General features: G+C 42.9%; 16 protein-coding genes. 5 read left to right on the plus strand and 11 right to left on the minus strand.

Annotated features, from left to right (window positions below):
• The first annotated feature begins 12 nt into the window (after window positions 1-12).
• Together JWQ34_RS04005 and JWQ34_RS04010 are read left to right on the plus strand one after the other, a co-directional pair.
• On the plus strand, window positions 13-2,763 hold the full coding sequence (locus JWQ34_RS04005; RefSeq protein WP_299354211.1) for an alpha-L-rhamnosidase: 2,751 nt from the start codon (window positions 13-15) through the stop codon (window positions 2,761-2,763).
• Window positions 2,763-4,328, plus strand: a complete 1,566-nt coding sequence (locus JWQ34_RS04010) for a sulfatase (RefSeq protein ID WP_299354213.1) — start codon at window positions 2,763-2,765, stop codon at window positions 4,326-4,328. The genes JWQ34_RS04005 and JWQ34_RS04010 overlap by 1 nt, the downstream gene beginning before the upstream one ends.
• Window positions 4,329-4,383: 55 nt before the next feature.
• Here JWQ34_RS04010 and JWQ34_RS04015 read toward each other — a convergent pair whose 3' ends face one another.
• From JWQ34_RS04015 to JWQ34_RS04025, 3 genes are all read right to left on the minus strand, one after another.
• Entirely contained in the window at window positions 4,384-7,008 is a 2,625-nt protein-coding gene (locus JWQ34_RS04015; RefSeq protein WP_299354216.1) for a c-type cytochrome, read from the minus strand.
• Between the two features lie 21 nt (window positions 7,009-7,029).
• Window positions 7,030-7,872 (minus strand): DUF1080 domain-containing protein, encoded by an 843-nt coding sequence (locus tag JWQ34_RS04020; RefSeq protein WP_299354219.1) that lies wholly within the window; start codon window positions 7,870-7,872, stop codon window positions 7,030-7,032.
• Between the two features lie 166 nt (window positions 7,873-8,038).
• Window positions 8,039-9,403: an aspartate kinase gene (locus tag JWQ34_RS04025; protein WP_299354222.1), complete on the minus strand. Its 1,365-nt coding sequence runs from the start codon at window positions 9,401-9,403 to the stop codon at window positions 8,039-8,041.
• Window positions 9,404-9,749: 346 nt separating this feature from the next.
• On the opposite strand from JWQ34_RS04025, the gene JWQ34_RS04030 reads away from it, so the two are divergent.
• Window positions 9,750-10,631, plus strand: coding sequence for a glycoside hydrolase family 25 protein (locus tag JWQ34_RS04030; protein WP_299354224.1), 882 nt, complete (start codon window positions 9,750-9,752; stop codon window positions 10,629-10,631).
• Here the strand turns inward: JWQ34_RS04030 and JWQ34_RS04035 are convergent.
• The 5 genes from JWQ34_RS04035 to JWQ34_RS04055 form a co-directional block, all read right to left on the minus strand.
• Window positions 10,617-12,338 (minus strand): aromatic amino acid hydroxylase, encoded by a 1,722-nt coding sequence (locus JWQ34_RS04035; RefSeq protein WP_299354227.1) that lies wholly within the window; start codon window positions 12,336-12,338, stop codon window positions 10,617-10,619. The genes JWQ34_RS04030 and JWQ34_RS04035 overlap by 15 nt on opposite strands.
• A gap of 6 nt (window positions 12,339-12,344) precedes the next feature.
• Window positions 12,345-13,496, minus strand: a complete 1,152-nt coding sequence (gene hppD, locus JWQ34_RS04040; protein ID WP_299354230.1) for a 4-hydroxyphenylpyruvate dioxygenase — start codon at window positions 13,494-13,496, stop codon at window positions 12,345-12,347.
• Window positions 13,497-13,699: 203 nt separating this feature from the next.
• Complete coding sequence (locus JWQ34_RS04045) at window positions 13,700-14,857, minus strand: homogentisate 1,2-dioxygenase (protein WP_299354233.1); 1,158 nt, start codon at window positions 14,855-14,857, stop codon at window positions 13,700-13,702.
• A 3-nt stretch (window positions 14,858-14,860) separates the two neighbouring features.
• Window positions 14,861-15,499 (minus strand): flavin reductase family protein, encoded by a 639-nt coding sequence (locus JWQ34_RS04050; RefSeq protein WP_299354236.1) that lies wholly within the window; start codon window positions 15,497-15,499, stop codon window positions 14,861-14,863.
• Window positions 15,500-15,502: 3 nt separating this feature from the next.
• Window positions 15,503-16,390, minus strand: coding sequence for a fumarylacetoacetate hydrolase family protein (locus JWQ34_RS04055; protein ID WP_299354239.1), 888 nt, complete (start codon window positions 16,388-16,390; stop codon window positions 15,503-15,505).
• Between the two features lie 137 nt (window positions 16,391-16,527).
• Between JWQ34_RS04055 and JWQ34_RS04060 the strand changes: the two genes are divergently transcribed.
• Window positions 16,528-16,998: an Lrp/AsnC family transcriptional regulator gene (locus JWQ34_RS04060; protein WP_299354242.1), complete on the plus strand. Its 471-nt coding sequence runs from the start codon at window positions 16,528-16,530 to the stop codon at window positions 16,996-16,998.
• A gap of 6 nt (window positions 16,999-17,004) precedes the next feature.
• Entirely contained in the window at window positions 17,005-17,463 is a 459-nt protein-coding gene (locus JWQ34_RS04065; protein WP_299354244.1) for a GNAT family N-acetyltransferase, read from the plus strand.
• Here the strand turns inward: JWQ34_RS04065 and JWQ34_RS04070 are convergent, their stop codons facing one another.
• From JWQ34_RS04070 to JWQ34_RS04080, 3 genes are all read right to left on the minus strand, one after another.
• Window positions 17,464-18,324, minus strand: coding sequence for a YitT family protein (locus JWQ34_RS04070; protein ID WP_299354247.1), 861 nt, complete (start codon window positions 18,322-18,324; stop codon window positions 17,464-17,466).
• A gap of 81 nt (window positions 18,325-18,405) precedes the next feature.
• Window positions 18,406-19,737, minus strand: a complete 1,332-nt coding sequence (locus JWQ34_RS04075) for a TldD/PmbA family protein (protein WP_299354249.1) — start codon at window positions 19,735-19,737, stop codon at window positions 18,406-18,408.
• A 6-nt stretch (window positions 19,738-19,743) separates the two neighbouring features.
• Window positions 19,744-21,384 (minus strand): TldD/PmbA family protein, encoded by a 1,641-nt coding sequence (locus JWQ34_RS04080; protein WP_299354252.1) that lies wholly within the window; start codon window positions 21,382-21,384, stop codon window positions 19,744-19,746.
• Between the last annotated feature and the right edge of the window lie 40 nt (window positions 21,385-21,424).

A 21,424-nucleotide genomic window follows, 5' to 3' on the forward strand; every position in this document is an offset into this window, starting at 1 on the left:
TACTTATTTGTTATGAAATATATAGGCGCGGCTTTGCTATTAATGTTCAGTTGTATGGTAAATGCACAGCACTTAACCGTAAATAATTTAACATGCGAAAATAAAACTAACCCATTGGGCATTGACGCTGTTGCTCCAAAACTAAGCTGGAACCTAAATTCTGACCAACGCGATGTTTTACAAACCGGCTATCAAATTATAGTTGCTGATAATTTATCGACAATTAATAAAAACCAAGGCAATGTATGGGATTCGCATAAAGTAAATTCAGACCAATCTATAATGGTGCCTTGTGGGGGTAAGGAGTTACAATCTGCTAAAACCTATTATTGGAAAGTGCGTGTTTGGGATAATAAAAAAGAAGCATCCGCATGGAGCGCGGTTTCATCATGGCAAATGGGCCTTTTATCGACAACCGACTGGAAAGGCGCTAAATGGATAGCTTATGAGGAGCTACCGTCAGCACAACGTATTGTACCCGCGATACATGGCAATGGCCCAAAGAATTTAGGGCCGGGTAAGGATGTTTTGCCCTTAATGTGTAAGGATTTTAAAGTTAATAGAGCTATAAAAAAAGCATCCTTATTTATTAGCGGGTTAGGGCATTTTGAAGCAAGCCTAAACGGCAAAACAATTGGCGACCATTTTTTGGACCCCGGCTGGACAAGCTATGATAAAGAGGCTATGTATGTTAGTTTTGATATCACTAAACAACTAAAACCCGGCTCAAATGCCATTGGTGTAATGTTGGGCAACGGTATGTATTACATTCCGCGCGAGCGGTACCGAAAAATAACCGGGGCATTTGGTTACCCAAAAATGATATGCCTGGTAAAACTGGAATATAGTGATGGCAGTATCGAGAATGTGATATCTGACGAAAGCTGGAAAACTACCGCCGGGCCTATTACCTTTTCAAGTATTTACGGGGGAGAGGACTACGATGCAAGGCTAGAAAAAAGCGGCTGGAACACCGCCAATTTTAACGATAGCGCTTGGAAACGGGCTCTGATTGTTAACGGATCGCCACGCTTAAAGGCGCAAATTGCTGACCCGGTTACGGTGATGGATACGCTTACTACAAAAAAGATCACTCACCCCAATGACAGCACCTGGGTTTATGATCTGGGGCAAAACTCATCAGCCATACCGCAGCTAAAAATAAAGGGAGCAAAAAGCTCTGCCATAAAAATAGTGCCCGGCGAGTTGTTGGATGATAATGGCCTGGTTACACAACAAGCAACAGGCGCCCCTAATTATTTTGCATATACCTTAAAAGGTGGAGCTATTGAAACCTGGCAACCCAAGTTTAGTTATTACGGGTTTAGATATTTACAGATAACAGGTGCCAAACCGCACAACCAAGCCGGAGCTAATAAACTGCCGGAAGTAATTGAATTGTGTGGCTTACACATCCGCAACAGTGCCGCAAAAGCAGGCGATTTTTATTGTTCTAATGATCTGTTTAATCGCACCTATACCTTAATTAACTGGGCGATTAAAAGTAATATGGTAAGCGTATTGACCGATTGCCCGCACCGTGAAAAATTAGGTTGGCTGGAAGAGGCACACCTGATGGCGAACTCTATCCGTTATAATTTTGATATGACCAACTTGTTTTTGCAGGAGATAGAGAACATCCGCACATCGCAACGCGAAAATGGGATGATACCGGATATAGCGCCCGAATATGTGCAATTTGATGGTGGTTTTGTAGACTCGCCTGAATGGGGGAGTACTGGGGTGATCCTGCCATGGTACCTTTACCAATGGTATGGTAATAAAGATGTATTAGTACAGAACTACGATATGATCAAACGCTATGTCGAGTATTTAAAATCGAAAGCGAATAATGACATACTGGATTATGGTTTGGGCGATTGGTTTGATATCGGCCCTAAAAATCCAGGTCCGGCACAGCTTACACCGAAGTCGTTAACCGCTACGGCCTATTATTTTTATGACCTTTCTATTTTAACACGTATAGCCAAAATTACAGGTAATGAAGCCGATGCTGTTCATTATGGCGCGCTGGCAGCACGGGTACGAAACAACTATAATAAAGTATTCTTTAATACTGCTACCAATCAATACGCTACAGGCAGCCAAACAGCTAACGCCATATCGGTTTATATGGGTTTGGTAGAGCCGCAGTATAAAAAAGCTGTTGTAGATAATATTGTGAAGGATCTGCAGGCGCATAATAATGCCATCACCGCCGGGGATATAGGTTTTAGATACTTATTAAAAGTATTGGCAGACGAAGGCAGATCTGACGTGATATTTGCAATGAATAGTCGCGATGATGTACCGGGCTATGGTTATCAGTTGGCTCATGGTGCTACATCACTTACCGAATCATGGCAGGCCTATCGCTTTGTGTCAAACAACCACTTTATGTTAGGGCATTTAATGGAATGGTTTTATAATAACCTGGCCGGTATAAGCCAATCCGAAGATATTATAGCATCAAAAGAGATCATCATTCGCCCAAGTGTGGTTGGTGATGTAACCTATGCACGTGGGCATTTTAAATCGCCTTATGGCGCTATCTCGTCCTCATGGCAAAGCAGTAAAAGTGAGTTTAAGCTACAGGTGAGAATTCCGGCTAATACCAAAGCGGTTGTATATTTCCCTGATGCGGCAACTGGTCAGGTTTATGAGGTTGGTAAAATACAAATGATACTGTCAACCGTAAATAGCGATGGACATAGAACCTTAGAAATAGGATCGGGTACGTATAGTTTTTCGATAAAGAAATAATGAAAATAAAGACCGGTTTATTTTTGTTTTTATTGCTGCTATCGCAACAGCAACTATTTGCACAACAATTCCCATCGCCTAAAACTGACAGACCCAATATTATATTTATCATGGCCGATGATCACGCCTATCAGGCCATAAGCGCGTACGGATCGAAATTCATACAAACGCCAAATATTGATAGGATAGCGCATGAGGGAGCGTTAATGCGGTCGGCCTATGTTACTAATTCGGTATGCAGTCCAAGCAGAGCAGTTATATTGACGGGGAAGTATTCGCACCTGAATGGGATGAAAGATAACGGCACCTATTTTAACGGCGCGCAGCAAACCTTGCCGAAGATATTTAAGCAATATGGTTATCAAACAGCTATTGTGGGCAAGTGGCATTTGTTTAGTACACCAACTGGTTTTGATTACTGGAACATACTGCCCGACCAGGGAAATTACTATCATCCCCGCTTTATTAAAATGGGTAAGGATACCGTGTACAATGGTTATGTAACTGATATTATTACCGATATGGCTATTAACTGGATCGATGATAATAAAAGCAAACCCTTCTTTTTGATGCTGCACCATAAGGCCCCGCACCGTAACGCTATGCCGCCTATTAAATACTTGGATAAGTTCAACGATGTGAAATTTCTACTGCCGTATAGTTTTTATGATGATTATAAAAATAAGGTCGGCTTGCAACGCCAAAGCATCACCATGAAAAACGATTTGGATATACGCTACGATACCAAAATACCATGCGACACTTGCGAGATAACCAAAATAAACAATTGGGCACCGGGCGAATATAAAAAAGAATTGGCCGGTTTAACACCTGCCGAGCGTGTGATATGGGATAAAGCCTATCAGAAAAAGTATGAGATATTTAAGACGCTGCATACCAAAGCCGAGATAACCCGCTTTCAATACCAGCGCTACATGGAAGATTATTTGCGGTGCATTATGTCGTTAGATGATAATGTGGGCAGGGTATTAAAGTATTTGGACAAAACCGGGCTGGCAAAAAATACCATCGTAGTTTATATGTCCGACCAGGGATTTTACCTGGGCGAACATGGCTTGTATGATAAACGGTTTATGTACGAAGAATCATTCCGCACACCGATGATGATCCGCTACCCTAAAGCGATAAAGGCAGGTACCCAATTAAACCAATTTATACTAAACCTTGATGTGGCCCCAACGCTGCTTGACCTTGCCGGAATAAAGCCACCCGCCGATATGCAGGGCGAATCCATCAAACCATTACTCAATAAAAAGCCATTGGTTAAAAAATGGCGCGATGAGATCTACTATCATTATTACGAATTATCGTTTAATTTGACTGCCCATTACGGTATCCGCACTAAACAATATGCGCTAATGCATTTTTATAACCCGGTTGATGGCTGGGAACTATACGACCTTAAAAACGATCCGCACGAAATGACCAACGTTTATGATAAACCCGAATACCAGGCAACGGTAACCGATCTTAAAGCGCACCTAAAAGCGCTACAGGTAAAATACCAGGATGATGAGAAGGATTTTTTACCAAAGAAGAAATAGTAAGCAAACAAAAGAGGCACCGAAAGGTGCCTCTTTTGTTATAGTCTATAGCTAATTACTTTTTCTGTTGAGATAAGAAAGTAACCAGCGATGCCAGTTCTTTATATGATAATGGGTTGGCAAGGCCTGTCGGCATCATAGATGTTTCCAGTTCTTTGCGTGATATGATGTCGCTTGTTTTAACGGTAAATACATCGCCGGTAATATTACGTAAGGTAATCTGGTCGGCTGTTTGCTCGGTTACAAAACCCATATAGATCTGGTTGCCTTTAGCGGTTATTACATTGGTAGCAAAGCCCTGCGAAATAGACGCGTTAGGTTTAAGGATAGATTCGGCTATTTGCTCTTTATTCATAATAGCACCTATTTGCCCCATAAACGGACCTTTTAACTTATCGCCCTTGTTAAGGCTATGGCAGGTTATACAGCCTTGTTTGCTAAATAGGGCCTTACCTACAACCGGGTCGCCTTCTATTTTGGCTACTGCCAATAACACATCTTCTATAGATGATTTACCAACCTGTCCTTTATCGTTTTTTATTTTCTCCAAATCTACTTTGCGCTCGTTACCTGCAGCAATTGGTTTTGCTTCTACACCAAATTCGTCTATTCCCATTCTATGGCGGAAATTCAGATCAGTAAGAAATTGTTTGCCGTTAGCATTAGCTTTGTTCCATTGGGCCTTTAAGAATGTCTCAATAACAGGCGACTCTTTCCAAAGTATGGCTTTATAATATGGCCCATGCGAATCCGGCCTGGTACCCCACCACCATGAGGCGTCATAAGGCGCTTCTTCTTTATACAAACGTGATAGGGTAATAGTGATCTGTTTTTTTAGTTGCGCGTTTTGTGAACGTTTATAAGCTGCAATTAAACCGTTAACTGCCCTCTCATCGTGCATATAACGTAATGCCCACAATGCCAGGGTTGAATTTGGTGTGCCGATAGCCGCAACACAAGCGTCAACAGCGTTAAGTGCTAATAACGCCCTTACCGCCAAATGCGGAAGCACAATAGGCGAGTTTGGCGTAGCATGCGGCCCTTCAGCAACATCTTTACCAGGCGCTACAAATGATGCAGGCACTTTAGTTTTTAATAGGGTAGGTGCAACAGCAGCGTTACCCAAACGGCCCAGGCCAACTATAGAAACAACACGTACACGAGGGTCAGGGTCATTCAATCCCGATAAGAAGGGTTGGTTAGGTACGTTCTTTAAAAATCCTTTACGATCTGTTAACGCGCGTAGCGCAAATTCTCTCATCACACTTTCGTGTGATAGGTTAACCAGCGTAGGTATTGCGCTTTCGCCTGCTGTTTGAGCGTAGGTATATAAACCTGCTACGCGGCTGTATAATTGAAGACTTTTGTCTGACGCGATCTTTAAAGCCGCAGCAGCGGCTTGTTTTTCGGAACGTCCCAATAGTTCTTGGGAAGCATTTAAACGTGCAACCGCGCTTGGCGATTTTAACAGTTCTGCCAATTCATTTACAGATGCTTTTGGCAAGTCCGGGAATGCTTTATAGGTCCAGTTATTAGGTACAACCCTAACTACATAACCTTTACTTGGGCTGCCGCTATAACCCGCGCCATCCCATGCCGAAAGGTATAATCTGCCTGATCCGTCAACGTCCAAATCGGTAATTTGAGGTAGTTTAATAAACTCTTCGTCCTTTTGAGTAAAGGTTGGGCCATCAGGCGTTACACGATGGATGTACAACATGCTAAGTCCCCAATCGGCCATCATAGGCACATTGGTGTATTTTTCGGGCCAGTTAGGCTCGGCCATATAAAGCGCGCCTGTTCCGGAGCCGCCGCCAACATCAACTAATGCCGGTAATATTTCGTCTGTAAAATGTTGAAACAGGGTTGGATAACCATACTCGCCCGATTGTATATGATGCGAGAAACGGATGTTCCAGCCACCACCATCATTGGTGTTTTCGCGTGTGAAAATATTCATGTAAGGATCAATAGCCAGATCATATACGTTACGTGTACCATGAGTATAAATCTCCATCTCTGTTCCGTCCGGGCGAACACGTACAATACCGCCACCCAACATGGTCAATTTTTTGCCTGAACGATCTACAGCATTATAAAAGCCAAAATCGCCTACACCAACATAGATCCAGCCATCAATACCCATCCGTATGCCGTTTGTAGCGTGGTCGGTACCACGTTCTTGCAGATACCTGGTATTGCTAAAGTTTTCTATCAACGGTTTTTCAGGGCCATCGGCTACGCCGTCGCCATTTTTATCTTCAAAAACTACAAGGGCCATGCCGGTAGCTTTTTTGGTTTCTTTAGAGAAGGTAGTGTGCAATACAAAAACCTTATCGCCTTTAACAATTATACCGCGAGGGTTATCTACCATAGCAAATACGGTATGCTTATCCGGTTTGCCATCATTGTCGCTGTCTATCAGCTTAATAATACTGCCTTTGTCTGGATCTTTACCTAACGATCCGATCATGTCTACACCAACAAAAACTTCGCCGGTTGGTGCAACTGCTAAACAAGCAGGGCTTGGTGTAATATCCGGGCCGGTAAATGGCGTGATTTTTAATTCAGGCGGGTTTTGTGCTGCCAGTTTTGACATCGGCTTAGGCTTAGTAAAGAACCCTTGTACTCCCATAAACAGGATAAGGGTTGACGCAAGGCTTATAGTTAATTTAAACATTGTATTTGCTGTTGTATAGTGTTATTGTTTTGCTACTCTTTTTTCTGACATTAACTTGGCTATCACTTCCTGAAGCTGTTTAGGATTTTTGGCATATTTCTCCAGGTCTATGATCTCAATTTTTCTAAAATCGGTAGGGTGGCTTTCGCCTTGGATAGAAATTGAACCGCTTTTAAGCATTGTGCCTTCGCCATGTTCGCCTTTCGGAGGATCAGTTTGCGGTTTTTGATAGCGCATTACTTCTTCGCCGTTTACATAATGTACTACTAATGAGTCTGCCAAAACCAAAGCTTCCACACGTACCCATTGGTCGCCGTTATAAGTTTGCGCTTTAGAGTCGGTGCAATGCTGTGTAATTATTTTGCCATCCCTTTCAAACTGTGTACCCGGGGTACATAAATTTGCAGTAGAGCGATTGCCTTTGCCCGAGCCGCCAAGCAATTGTACCTCCATCGAATTTGGGAAATCCTGGTCCTTTTTCATGGTCTCGGGTGCCTGGCCATGGATCATGATACCATTGTTACGGAAAGCCCAACCCGGCCCGCCCTTACACTGGTCGCCAACAAAACGATACTCAACACCTATTAAATAATATGAATATGGTTTTTTATAAAAAAGGTGGCCGTAAGTTTCGTTAAAATTATCGTACTGATCGTATCTAACCTCCAGCAATCCATTCTCTACACGAAAAGTGTTTTTAAAATTATCATCCAAATCATGGTATCTTATCTTGGGGTGCCAGTCTGCAAGGTCTTTACCATTAAACATTTGCACCCACTTAGGGGTAGCTACTGCAGTTTTTTTAATTGGAGGTTTGCCCGGAAATATAAAAAGCAAACTTAAAAAAACAAGGTTTTTCAGCATCGGGTAAGTAAACATCGGCTTGTTTATAACAATTTATTAATAGTTGGTTAATATTGGTAAGGGTAAACTTACAAATAAAATCCAATCATTAAAATCTATCAGCCAGTTACTTACTGTAACATGTTTATGCAATCGATTGCATAGAAGATATCAAATGAATATTACCTTACCCAACCGCTTTATTCAAAGCGATAATTGCAGTTTTAAACTGCTCGCGCGCAATTAAAAATTGGATGTTAACCTTGCGTAAAGCAACACCGGCGCTGATGATATTGATATCGCTTTTTGCCAACGCGGTAGCACTTTTTGCCAATAATCCCGGCTGATCCATATTGGTGCCTAGCAGGCAAACCATGGCTACGGGTTCATAAGTTACTTTTTCAAACAATGCTTGCAAGTCGTCAATTAGCTCCTGTTTGAAATCATTCTCCCAAATAACAATGGTGATGCTATTGGCGCTGGTTGTTTTAAAGGTATAGCTGGTATTGTGTTGGTAAAACAGCTGCATAATTTGCATATCGCTGCCTACGTTGCCCACCATCAATGGGTCGTAAATGTCTATCAGCAATAGCTGATCGGTGCCGGTAATTACCTCAACACGTTTTAATGTCGATACATATTCGCGCGTAATAAGCGTGCCTGGGTGTGCAGGTTCGAAAGTATTTTTTATGCGGAGATGAATACCGTTTATCTCCAATGGTTTTGATGCTTTCGGGTGGATAGCCTCCATGCCTACATCAGCCAATTGATCGGCAATGTCATAGTTGGTATTACCAACGGGCTGTACATTATCAATACCCACCAATGCCGGGTCGGCCGTTGATAAATGGTATTCTTTATGGATGATAGCTTCCTGCGGTTTTAAGATCTCTGCTATCTTGCTGAAAGTAACTTCAGAATAACCCCGGTCAAATTCGCGCATAATGCCTTCGGTACCCTTGGTGTAGCCGGTAGCTATACAAATACAATTTTGCAGGTCGATGTTTGCAAAAGCGTCCTTAATGCGTTGATCTATAGTAAAAGGCTTTTGGTCATCAAAGCCGCTCAGGTCAACCAGCCTTGCGTTAAGCCCTTTATTTTGTAAAATATTGGTTAATACGTAAGCCGAATGTGTTTCGCCTATTGAAGCCAGTATCTCTCTGGCGGCTTGTAATACCCCCTCGTTAACATAACCTGATGCCAGCATAATGGCAGCACTTTCTAAATAAGTTTGTGCTTTAGCTACGTGCTGCTCAATAAAAGCATCGGCAATAGCCAAGTCAAGCCCTAGTGATTGATATTGCTGGTTGATCTCCTTTAGCTTTGAAACTAGCTCTTGTAAAGGTGTATGGAAATCTTCATGCTGTACTATGCGATGATAGACGCCCGGGGCCTTGGTCTTTTTATTTTCCAGTAAAAGGTTAGTAACGCCCGAAAAAGCGGATACCACCAATACCCGGTTATAGGGCTGGTCATTAAAATAAACAATGTTTTTAATCACATCGGCTAACGCGCTCATAGAGGTGCCGCCTATTTTTTCTACAGTCAACATAATTTTGCGAAACTATAAAATTTTAGTCAGATGCTTAAACGGAAGTTGCAATCGGGTGCAAATCAAACTGTCGCCACGATCTTTTGGCTAAAGCCGTTAGTTTCTTATTTATTCTTACCCGCCCCTTAAAAGGGGCGGCAATTCTTTATCAGTTCATTGCCGTTGGCTTTAGCCAACGGATAAAGGGCCATTAAAACAGGGCTTTAGCCAAAATCGCGACAATTTGATTTGCACCTGTTGCAATCTGTTAAAATTGCGTTACGTTTATGAAGAGTTACCTATGATCCTACAAATATAATGTTCGGTATATTTCATCCGGTAGGATGTAAGTTAGTAATTTAGCTGTGTGGCTATACCAAAGAAATATCCGTTAACAAAACCTAAACCCAGGTCAAGTCCGCGTAAAAAAGCGGTAATAAAAAAGAAAAAACCTACATCGTATAAATTTTCGTGGAGATGGTTGGGGTTTGGTATATTGCTTGTATTACTGTCTCCGTTTTATTATGGTTATGTGTTAAAGTTATTTACCAGCACCTGGCAATGGTTCAGGGATATAGGCGAGAATCCTCATTACCGCACCTATAAAAGTTTTAACATCCCCATTCCGTCTAAATACACTATTCATGGTATTGATGTATCTTACGCACAGGGAAAAATAGATTGGCAAAAGGTAAGCAAAATGCGGGAGGACAGTGTGCATATTAGTTTTGCTTTTATAAAAGCCACCGAAGGATTACTAACTGTTGATCCTTATTTTAAAAGAAATTGGCGCGAAGGCCCTAAAGCTGGTATTGCTTGTGGCGCTTATCATTTTTTCAGACCAGAAAAGAACGGTTTATGGCAGGCCCGTTTCTTTTTGCAAAATGTAAAACCAGAAAAAGGTGATCTGCCACCGGTAGTTGATATTGAACAATTAGACGGAGTGACACCCGAAACAATGCGCAGGGAGCTAAAGGCTTTTTTAACAAAAGTTGAATCAAGCACTGGTGTAAGGCCCATTATATATTCCGGTTTAAGCTTTTATAACGACTACCTGGATGGTTACTTTGATCATTATCATTTATGGATAGCGCATTATCACCAGGAAGAGTTGCAAATGGGGAAAAATACTAACTGGTGGTTTTGGCAGCACTCAGACATTGCCAAAATCAACGGCATAGCTCATACCGTTGATTTTGATGCTTTTAAAGGCGACAGCCTTTCTTTTAGGCGTTTATTGGTTAACTAATAGGGATAAGCCGTCATTGATCAATTTATTTAATTCGGGTTGTTGGGCAGCCTTGTCTTTTAAATAGCCGGTTATAGTTTGGGCTAATGCTGTTTGCTGATCCAATAATTCTAATATTTCCATTGCGCATAGCCAATCATTCGGGAAATCTTTATGCAACGTCTGCCATAAATGATCCAAGCGTTCGTGCCCTGTTTTATGTTCTCTACAATTTCTTACCCGTTGATATAAACGATGCAGGTTTAACGTGCTTTCTGAATAAGTAGGATGATAAGTTGTGGTTTTGGGCCGATAACCGATTTCTTCAAAAGTGCTTTTGTTGGCAGCGCCACTAAAAACAGACACTATATACTCGCCAACCGCCATATCATAAGCGCCCCATGACGGATCAAACAAGCACTCGCCGTTTTTATTCATAACCGTACAATCGGCAAAGGAGATCAATATGTTTTTATGATTCTGTTGCAATATTTTGGTAACAGTACCCATAACCATTATACCGCTTTCAAAATGTAGGACAAGCAGTTTCCCAATTTCGATAGATTGGTACTCAAGCGGAACTTTTTCATCGATCAGTTTTCCAACCGGCGAGCTATAGCCGTCTTTATGATAGTTTTTGCCATGCCCATCCAGTTGCTTATCCTCAAAAGCCAAAGCAGATGGGCCTGTCATTTTTATAAATGATGGTTTGCCATTATGCTTTATAAAATCAGTTAATGTCCCCGTAACCTGCAAGCCCGAACTGTATACAACGGTACAGGTATTATTACTCTCCATCGCTTTTTGCAAACCATAAACACCACCAACCCTAAACGCCATTTTGTCGGCAAATTGCTCTAAAACGTCTATCAAATTTTGGAAGGTTTCCGTAACAAACAACTGCTGCTGGGGCTGGGTAATATCATAAGGGTAATTTACCGCGTATTGGTTATACCATAGCTTTTTTACATCAGGCCGCATACAGGTGGCGCTTTCGCCGATAGATGACAACAAGCCCGCACCATAGATCTTTGGATTTTCCAAATTCCCTATCAATCCATACTCTACCGTCCACCAATGTAAGCGACTCAATAGAGCCATTTCAGACGGTTCACCCATGTTTTTTTGCCAGTAGGCTACCTGGTCTTCGGCTTTTTTTAGGTCGATAGGATCGGCATCGGGCATTTCCTTTAAAATGGATAACGCGCGGATAGCCTCATACAACTCATAGTCCTGCGCCGAGAACATGGCTTTAGCACCTATCGACCCAAAATAACTTAAATACTGGTGATAGTCCGGGTCGGCAATAATAGGCGCATGGCCTGCGGATTCATGGATAATATCTGGTGCTGGCGTGTATTCAATATGCTTTAACTGTCGGATATCGGCAGCAATAACCAACACTTTGTAAGCCTGGTACTCCATAAAGGCAGCCGGCGGGATAAAGCCATCAACCGTAACCGCACCCCAGCCAATTTTAGCCAATGCATCGTTCATTTCCTGTAGCTTGGGAATACGCTCGATAGTTAAGCCCGCTTTCTCCAAACCGGGGATATACGGATAGTAAGCTACATCTTTTAAATAGCTATAGTTTTGCCGCATAACGTAGCGCCAAATGGCCTGGTCTATTGGCGTATAATGCTCATAATGCTGGTCTACAATGTATTGCCGCAAGTGTTTGGGTAACGCTTTTACTTGCGGATTATTTAAATCTTCGAAGCTATCCATTGCTGCTTATAAGTTTCCTCTTAATTCCTGTTCCCGCTCAATCGCTTCAAACAAAGCCTTAAAATTACCTGCACCAAATGATTTGGCACCTTTACGCTGTATGATCTCGAAGAACAAAGTAGGCCTGTCCTCAACTGGTTTGGTAAAGATCTGGAGTAAGTAGCCTTCGTCATCACGGTCAACCAAAATACCTAGTTTCTCCAACGGACCTAAATCTTCATCAATATGGCCGACACGCGCGGTTAGTTCTTTATAGTACGATGTCGGTACAGTTAAAAACTCAACCCCACGGCTTTGCAGTTCTGTTACTGTTTTTACAATATCATGTGTGGCTAATGCCAGATGTTGTACGCCTTCGCCTTCATAAAACTCTAAATACTCTTCTATTTGCGATTTCTTTTTACCCTCGGCCGGTTCGTTTATCGGGAACTTTACGTAGCCATTGCCATTGCTCATCACCTTGCTCATTAAAGCAGAATATTCTGTCGAGATCATTTTATCATCAAACGTCAGGATATTTTTAAAGCCCATAATGTCTTCATAAAAATTAACCCAATCGTTCATTTTATGCCAGCCTACGTTGCCTACGCAATGGTCAACATATAATAAACCGGTATCAGTTGGCTGATAAGCAGTCTGATGCGCCTGGTATCCCGGCAGGAATAAACCTTTATAATTTTTGCGTTCGATAAACAGGTGTACCGTTTCGCCATACAGTTTGATGCCGCTGGTACGCACTTCGCCAAACTCATCGGTGATGGTTTGGGGTTGCTGGTAAAGCTCGGCACCGCGACTGGTTGTTTGTTTAAAGGCATCATAAGCGTCATCAACCCAAAGTGCAAGCACCTTTACACCATCGCCATGTTTTTTAATGTGCTCGGCAATTGGATGGTCAGAGTGCAGGGGAGTGGTCAGTACCAATCGTATCTTACCTTGTTGCAAAACATACGATGCGCGGTCACGCACACCAGTTTCGGGCCCGGCATAAGCCAGGTCCTGGAAACCGAAAGCCGTTTTATAATAATGCGCGGCTTGCTTGGCGTTGCCTACGTAAAACTCAATGTAGTCGGTGCCGTTGAGGGGTAGGAAATCGGCAGCCCCCTCTAAATCTCCCCCGGTAGGGGAGACTTTTTTATTTTCGATTGTTTGTGTTGTCATGATGTGGAGATATTTGCATTTTTTTATTGTATTTCAAACAACCCTCTTTCCCGCTTGCGAAAGAGAGGGTCGCGCTCGCCGTACGCGGGTCGCGGGGTGAGTCCTCGCCGCCATGTTTAAACGCGAGCCGTCGACTCACCCAGTCATCGCTTCACTTGACCACCCTCTCTTCGCCCTTGGCGTAAAGAGGGTTAGTTGAGTTATTAGCTTACCCAACTCTTATAATAATTCTCATCCTCTATTCTAATCGCATCTTCCGTCAGCATCAACGGTCGGAAAGGGTCTATCATCACTGCTAGTTCATCGGTTGATTCCTTACCGATAGATTTCTCTACCGAACCCGGCGCAGGGCCATGAGGTATACCCCCGGGGTGCAGGGTGATTTGTCCTTTTACTACACTTTTTCGGCTCATAAAGTCGCCATCTACATAGTATAATACTTCATCACTATCTACATTGCTATGATTGTAGGGTGCAGGGATTGAAAGCGGGTGATAATCAAACTTGCGTGGTACAAATGAGCAGATCACGAAATTATGCCCCTCGAAAGTTTGATGTACCGGTGGCGGCTGATGTAAGCGCCCGGTTATGGGCTCAAAATCATGGATAGAAAATGCCCATGGATAATGAAAGCCGTCCCATCCTACAAAATCAAAAGGATGTGTGCCGTAGATGTAGGGATATATTAGACCCTGCTTTTTTATCAGAATTTTAAAATCGCCTTTTTCATCATGAGTCTCCAAATTTTCAGGCTGGCGGATATCGCGCTCACAATAAGGTGCTTGTTCCATTAATTGCCCGGCACTGTTCAAATAGCGTTTTGGCGGGCGTATGGGACTAAAGCTCTCCACAATAAACAAACGGTTAGCTTCGGTATCAAACTCCATCTGATAAATAGTGCCGCGAGGGATTATCAGGTAATCGCCGTAAGCAAACTTGATATTACCAAAGCCGGTTTTTAGCGTGCCTGTTCCTTCATGGATAAATACCACCTCATCGGCCTGGCTATTTTTGTAGAAATAGTCGGTCATTGATTTGCGTGGAGCAGCCAGCGAAATATGCAGATCGCTGTTAACCAAAACCGGTTTGCGGCTTTGCAGGTAATCATCCTCGGGCTTTATGTTAAATCCCATCAGGCTGGTATGTTTGAGATGTTTTTCGCGGGCTATTTTTGGTTCAACCGAATATGGTTCGCCTAACTCTTTAACCATCGTTGGCGGGTAGGTATGATAAACCAGCGAGTACACGCTGGAGAACCCTTCGGTCGAAACCAGTTCCTCTGCATATAAAGTACCATCCGGCTTCCTGAACTGGGTATGCCGTTTGTGCGGGATTTTCCCTAAGGTATGATAGCTTGGCATAATTTATTGAGTTAATGTTTCATTAATAGGTTTGGGTAACGCAAACAAACTCTCCGGCGTTACGCGGGTATACCAGTCGCTGCCGAGGCGGGCAACCAGGTCAAAATTTTCTTGTATGGGCTTGCCTGTTTCATCCAAAAGGTCTTCTCTAAAATGGATTGTCTTAATTTCGGCCAAAACCAAGTTGCCTGCACCGGGGCCATTGCCTAGCGGAATGATCTGTTTAACCAAACATTCTAATTGCACCGGCGATTCGGCAACGCGGGGTGGTTTTACATGTATCGAGGCTAACTCTGTTAAACCGGCCTCAGTAAATTCATTCACACCTTTAGCGTATTCGGCGCTGGCCTGGTTTACTTTGTAAACAATGTTATGATCCACAATATTGATCACACACTCTGCTACTTCCTGAACATTTTCCAGCGTGTGTTTGGTAGTATTATCCCTAACCCTGCGCGATGGCGAAAAGATACACACCGGCGGGTTAGCGCTAAACAAATTAAAAAAGCTAAACGGGCTTAGGTTAATCTTACCATCTTTATCAATGGTTGATACCAACGCAATTGGCCGCGGCGCAATGGCATGCTGTAGGTAATTATGTACCTGCGCTGTAGTCATCTCGTTGGTTTCAAAGGTTTTCATCGGCTATTTCTTTTGCTTTAATATAGACCAATTGGTTGCTTCGGCAACTATGGTATTGGTTAATGTTCCTAACCCGGTAATTTCCATTTCAACTATATCCCCATCTTTAAGCCATTGGGTTTTATAATTGGGGCTGTTTAGTAAGCCGGTGCCATTCAATTCTAAAAAGCAACCTGTACCTACCGTACCCGAGCCAATAACATCGCCGGGATAAAGGTTGCAACCGTATGACGCTCGTTCAATTATCTCGGCAAAGGTCCAGTCCATATCAGCCATGTTACCGCGCGATACTTCTATGCCGTTAACTTTACAGGTCATGGTTAAATTATAGCTAGTGCCCACATGGCCGGGTTTTGGATTGCATTTGTATTGTTCCAACTCATCGGGAGTTACCAGCCAGGGGCCAATAACGGTGGCAAAGTCTTTTCCTTTGGCGGGGCCGAGGTTTAGCAGCATTTCTTCCATTTGCAGGGTGCGTGCGCTTAGATCATTCATAATGGTATAGCCTTTTATATAGCTATCGGCATCTGCTGCTTTGATATTTCGGCCCTGTTTGCCAATAACGATGGCCACCTCTAATTCAAAATCCAGTTTCTCAAAATGATCGGGCATGCAGTAAATAGGGCCGGGGCCGTAGATAGCATTGTGATTGGTAAAATAGAAGATAGGGTACTGGTCAAACTCTTTTATCATTTCGAGTCCGCGGTTACGGCGGGCCGATGCTACATGCTGGCGAAAAGCATAACCATCACGACAAGATGTAGGGTGCGGTACCGGGGCTAAAAGCTCATAGCTATACACTGGCTGATTAGTCTGCAAATCATAAATTTGCTCATTTACAACTTTACCTCCCCGCTCTTCGTTATTGATTTGATAGGTTACCAATTTCATAACCTAAAGTTCGCGCTTTACAGGACAGAAGTATGTATGGTTATAAATAATCCGTTGTTTGTCCGATATTGTGGCAATAAATTGGATGTAAAACGAAAAATTAACTTTATTTTTGTTTTAACCGAATTATAAACGACATGCTTGATAAACTAGACCAAACGGATATCCGTATTCTGCAAATTTTGCAGAATAACGCGCGCCTAACCAATAAAGAAATAGGCGAGAAGCTTTTTAAAAGCGCCAGCACTATTAATGACCGCATAAGGCGGATGCAGGATAAGGGTTACATTAAAAAGTATGTTGCGGTGCTTGATCCTAAAATGATCGGTCGTGGTTTCACCGCCTTTACCCATGTGCATTTAAAGGATCATAGCAAGGAAATTATTAATCATTTTGAAAGCGAAATAGTAAAACTGCCCGAGGTGTTGGAGTGCTACCACATGTCTGGCCAATATGATTTTATATTACGGGTGGCGGTTAAAGATCTGGATGCCTATCATATTTTCCTGATGAATAATTTGTTCGAAAAATTCTCTATCGGCTCTATAGAAAGTACATTTGTAATGCGCGAAGCCAAAGCCGAAATGGCCGCGCCTATACTTCCTTAAATACTAATGGAAACTATCAAACTTAAAAGGACCGCAAGCTCTGACCCGGACTTTAGATTATTAGTAGGCGAACTTGATGCAGATCTGCGCCTGCGCAACGGCGAGGTAATGGATATTTATGACCAGCATAATATCATTGAGCAAATTGATACGGTAGTTATAGCTTATGTTGATAATATACCCGCCGGCTGCGGCTGTTTTAAGAAATTTAGCGCCAATGCTGTAGAAATAAAGCGAATGTTTGTACGGCACAACTTCCGCGGGAAAGGCATAAGCGCCGCTATCCTTAAAGCGTTGGAAGAGTGGGCGCTTGAGATAGGATTTAATTTTACCATACTCGAAACTGGTAGCCGCCAAATAGAAGCACTTGGGCTATATCAAAAAATGGGATATGAAAATATACCTAAGTATGAGCCGTACGTTGATCTACCGGATAGTATTTGTTTTAGAAAGCGGTTGGTTTGATTAATGTAGTCCCTTCCTTTTCAACAGGCCGCCGGTAGTATCATCAATGCTTTGCTGAACTATGAATGCGGATGGGTCTATCCTTAATATCTGCTGTTTTAATGCAGGTATTTCTAAACGGGTTGCCACAGTAAAAATAATATCCCGTGGGTCATTAACATGCCCATCATTCCCGTAGCCGTGCTTGCCCTGGTAAACGGTAACGCCACGGCCCGATTTTTCGGTTATGGCTATCCTGATCTCTTCACTTTTTGCCGAAACCACAGTTAACCCCGTATGCTGGTCGATACCATTCAAAATAAAGTCTATCATTTTGGATGCGGATAGGTAAGTGAGGATAGAGTACAACGCTGATTCGATCCCCAGAAAAAAAGCAGCGGCAGAGAATATAGCTACGTTAAGCAGCAAGATCACATCATTTACTTTTAATAATTGCAGCTTTTTGCTAACCAGCAAAGCGGCTATCTCGGTGCCATCAAGCACGGCACCTCCTCTAATGGCTAAACCAATACCAACTCCAATAAAAAATCCGCCGAATACAGCTGTGAGCAATTTGTCGGGCGTAATGTCAGGAAAATTAATAAAGGCCAAACAAAGTGACAATCCCGCTATAGCCAACGCGCTTTTTATTGCAAAATGCGAACCCAACCTTCGGTAACCAACAAAAATAAAAGGTATATTGAGGATAAAGATAAGAATAGCTATAGGGACACCCGTTATGTCAGCTAATAACATAGATATACCTGTAACTCCGCCATCAATAAAATGGCTTGAAAGTAAAAAACCTTTTAAACCCATACCGGCAGATAGTATACCCAGAATTACTAATATCAGGTTTTTAAGCTCATCCTTAATTTTCATTATCAAATATAGTTTAGGAACAAGTTAAGCAAAAAAGACCGGCTGTTTGGCCGGTCTTTAAATTTATAGATATAAAAAACGTTATACCGCGTCAGACAGTGAGCTGAAGGTAAAGTCTCTTACTTTCATTGGCGGGATCATGTAGCTGCGGTAACTTTCAACGCTTATAGCGCGTTCTGGTTTACCTAATGCTTCTACATTGTTCAGCATAATTACCGGGCTTTCATTAAACCTGAAATTTTTAACCGGGAATTTGATCTTACCATTCTCAATATAAAAAGTACCATCTCGGGTAAGGCCGGTTAGTAACAATGTTTGCTGATCGACCATACGGATATACCATAAACGCGATACAAGGATACCGCGCTCTGTGCTGGCAATCATTTCTTCAACGCTGCTATTGCCGCCTTCCATTATAATATTGCTTGGGAAGGGTACAGGTTTTACGCCTTTCTTTTCGGCCCAGTAGCGTGAGTAGCTTAGATTTTTTACTACACCTTTATCTATCCAATAGGTTTTTTCAAGTGATAGTCCTTCTCTGTCCCAGGTTGCGCCGGGCAGTTCCGTATTAAACGGATCAGAATAGATGGTCACTTTTTCATCTACCAGTTGATCGCCTAAGCGTGTGCCACCGCCTTTTTTACTCAGGAAGCTACGACCTTCTTCCGCGCTGCGCGCGTCAAAACGAAACATATTTTCCAACATATAAGCGCCGGCAGTAGGTTCTAATATTACGGTATATTTACCGGGCTCAATAGCTCTTGCATCTTTAGACGCATTGGCTTTCATGGCAGCAATTTTAGTAGCGCCATAAGTATCCAGCTTTTTAATATCTGTAAACCCGCGGGCTGCATAGCCTGATACGGTGCCTGCTTCGCTACGGGTAGTTACCGAGAAAGTAACATCTGATGATTTGTTGTATGCAAACAAACCTTTAGAGTTCATTACCGCGCTAAAGCCAGATGTGTTTTCTAAAAATCCTGCCTGTACTAAGCCGGCTTCTTTAGTCGCCTTCATACTCTGGGCTATTAGTTCGGCACGGGTGTCCGGGGTCATTGCCGCAGTGTCCGCGTTCCAGGTTATAGATTCTTTAAAGGTAGCCGGGCCCAGGGCCGGCATAAATTCAGGGTTTGGAGGAGCAAGTTGAGCCAGCTCTTCTGCACGGCGCACTACTTTCTCTAATGATGCATCGTCAAACTCATTAATACTTGCCGACCCTGTTTTTTTGCCGAATGTTGAGTTTACAAATAAAGTTGTACCGCTGGTTTCTGACGCGGTTGAAACCGCATTTAATGCTGTACGGATGTTTCCGCCCATACGGCCACCCAAAGCCACTTCACACTCATCGGCTTTTGAATAGCTAAGCACCTTCTTTAACAAAGCTTGTGCTTGTTCTTTAGTTAATATCGCCATATCTAATTATCCGATCTTTCTTTTAGTGTTAATAACATTTACTCCATTAAAACGCGTGGTTGATGAACCGTGTGACACAGCGCTTACCTGCTGCGGTTGGCCCTTACCATCAGAAAATGAACCGCCAAGGCGATAGTCGCTCTCATCACAAACACCTACACATGAGTTCCAGAACTCTTGCGTATTAGCCTGGTAGGCAACATCATTTATCTGGCCGATGATTTTGCCATTCTTAATTTCGTAAAACAACTGGCCGCCAAACTGGAAGTTATAACGTTGCTGATCAATAGAGAACGAACCATTATTAACGATAAAAATCCCTTTCTCAACATTTTTAATCATGTCATCTGGTGATAACGGTGTTTTGCCCGGCTTTAACGATACGTTAGGCATACGCTGAAACTGTACAGAATCCCAGTTATCAGCATAGCAACAGCCCTGCGATTTATCTAAACCAATAATATGTGCCTGGTCGCGTGTGGCTTGATAGTTAACCAATATGCCGTCTTTTATTAATTCCCATTCGCCGCATTTTACGCCTTCATCATCATAACCAACCTGGCCCAATGATCCCTTTTGCAATTTATCGGCATGGATATTTACATGCTCGCTGCCAAACTTAAAGTTTTTAGATTTCCATTTATCCAATGTCAGGAAGCTGGTTCCGGCAAAATTGGCCTCATAGCCCAATACACGGTCAAGCTCGGTAGGGTGGCCTACCGATTCATGGATAGTTAGCCATAAGTGTGATGGGTCAAGCACCAGGTCATATTTACCCGGCTCAACAGATTTGGCGGTTATTTTTTCACTAACGTTTTTGGCCGCTTGGGCTATGTCTTCCAACATATCATAACGTTGTTTATAGCGGGTAACAACGCCGGTAACCTTCTCGGCTGCTGATGGAATAAGGTACTCATATCCTAAACCCATCGGCGAACTTAAGGATGATTGCGTTTGGAAACTGCCGGCACTCTGATCAATCTTAGTGACCTGGAAATTAGGTGATATACGATGAATATCCTGGTCGATATAAGAACCATCTGTGGAAGCAAAATACTTTTGCTCATTGATCATGGCCAGGAACGAGTTTACAAAGCTGGCACCACCTTTTGTTGCAATGGCATTTGCAGCCAGTAACAGGTCAACCTTTTCTTTAATAGGTACTTCAAAAGCATTTTTTTCGATTGGCGCTTTCCAGCTTACCTGGCCATAGCCTTTTTGCGGGGCTAGTTCAACAGGTTTGCCGCCAATTTTGGCGTTTGCTTTGGCCACCGCTACAGCTCGTGCCGCAGTTTTCGCCATACCGTCCTTAGTTACATCGTTAGTTGCAGCAAAGCCCCAACATCCGTTTGCCAGTACGCGTATGCCTACTCCGAATGACTCCGTATTAGCAACACCTTGTACCCGTTGCTCGCGTGTAGCAACAAACTGCGACAGGTAGCGGCCAATGCGCACATCGGCATAAGATGCACCTGCTGCCTTTGCCGTATTTAGCGCTACGTCGGCCAGTGCTTTCTTGGTTGCTACGTCCATGCCTTCGGCTAATAGCCTGGAAGCATCGACAGGGCTGCCCAGGGCAGAAAAGTTTGGCAGCATCATAGCTCCCGCACCAATTCCTGTTAAATAGATAAAATCTTTACGTCTCAATTTAATCCTCCTTGTTTTTATGAAATCAGTTAATTGTTTG

Source organism: Mucilaginibacter sp., assembly GCF_028288185.1.
GTDB lineage: Bacteria > Bacteroidota > Bacteroidia > Sphingobacteriales > Sphingobacteriaceae > Mucilaginibacter.

Bases quoted from the DNA above. Each gene is read 5' to 3' on its own strand.
- JWQ34_RS04005 (WP_299354211.1), top strand. From the start codon at position 13: ATGAAATATATAGGCGCGGCTTTGCTATTAATGTTCAGTTGTATGGTA.
- JWQ34_RS04010 (WP_299354213.1), top strand. From the start codon at position 2,763: ATGAAAATAAAGACCGGTTTATTTTTGTTTTTATTGCTGCTATCGCAA.
- JWQ34_RS04015 (WP_299354216.1), bottom strand. From the start codon at position 7,008: ATGTTTAAATTAACTATAAGCCTTGCGTCAACCCTTATCCTGTTTATG.
- JWQ34_RS04020 (WP_299354219.1), bottom strand. From the start codon at position 7,872: ATGCTGAAAAACCTTGTTTTTTTAAGTTTGCTTTTTATATTTCCGGGC.
- JWQ34_RS04025 (WP_299354222.1), bottom strand. From the start codon at position 9,403: ATGTTGACTGTAGAAAAAATAGGCGGCACCTCTATGAGCGCGTTAGCC.
- JWQ34_RS04035 (WP_299354227.1), bottom strand. From the start codon at position 12,338: ATGGATAGCTTCGAAGATTTAAATAATCCGCAAGTAAAAGCGTTACCC.
- hppD (WP_299354230.1), bottom strand. From the start codon at position 13,496: ATGACAACACAAACAATCGAAAATAAAAAAGTCTCCCCTACCGGGGGA.
- JWQ34_RS04045 (WP_299354233.1), bottom strand. From the start codon at position 14,857: ATGCCAAGCTATCATACCTTAGGGAAAATCCCGCACAAACGGCATACC.
- JWQ34_RS04050 (WP_299354236.1), bottom strand. From the start codon at position 15,499: ATGAAAACCTTTGAAACCAACGAGATGACTACAGCGCAGGTACATAAT.
- JWQ34_RS04055 (WP_299354239.1), bottom strand. From the start codon at position 16,390: ATGAAATTGGTAACCTATCAAATCAATAACGAAGAGCGGGGAGGTAAA.
- JWQ34_RS04060 (WP_299354242.1), top strand. From the start codon at position 16,528: ATGCTTGATAAACTAGACCAAACGGATATCCGTATTCTGCAAATTTTG.
- JWQ34_RS04065 (WP_299354244.1), top strand. From the start codon at position 17,005: ATGGAAACTATCAAACTTAAAAGGACCGCAAGCTCTGACCCGGACTTT.
- JWQ34_RS04070 (WP_299354247.1), bottom strand. From the start codon at position 18,324: ATGAAAATTAAGGATGAGCTTAAAAACCTGATATTAGTAATTCTGGGT.
- JWQ34_RS04075 (WP_299354249.1), bottom strand. From the start codon at position 19,737: ATGGCGATATTAACTAAAGAACAAGCACAAGCTTTGTTAAAGAAGGTG.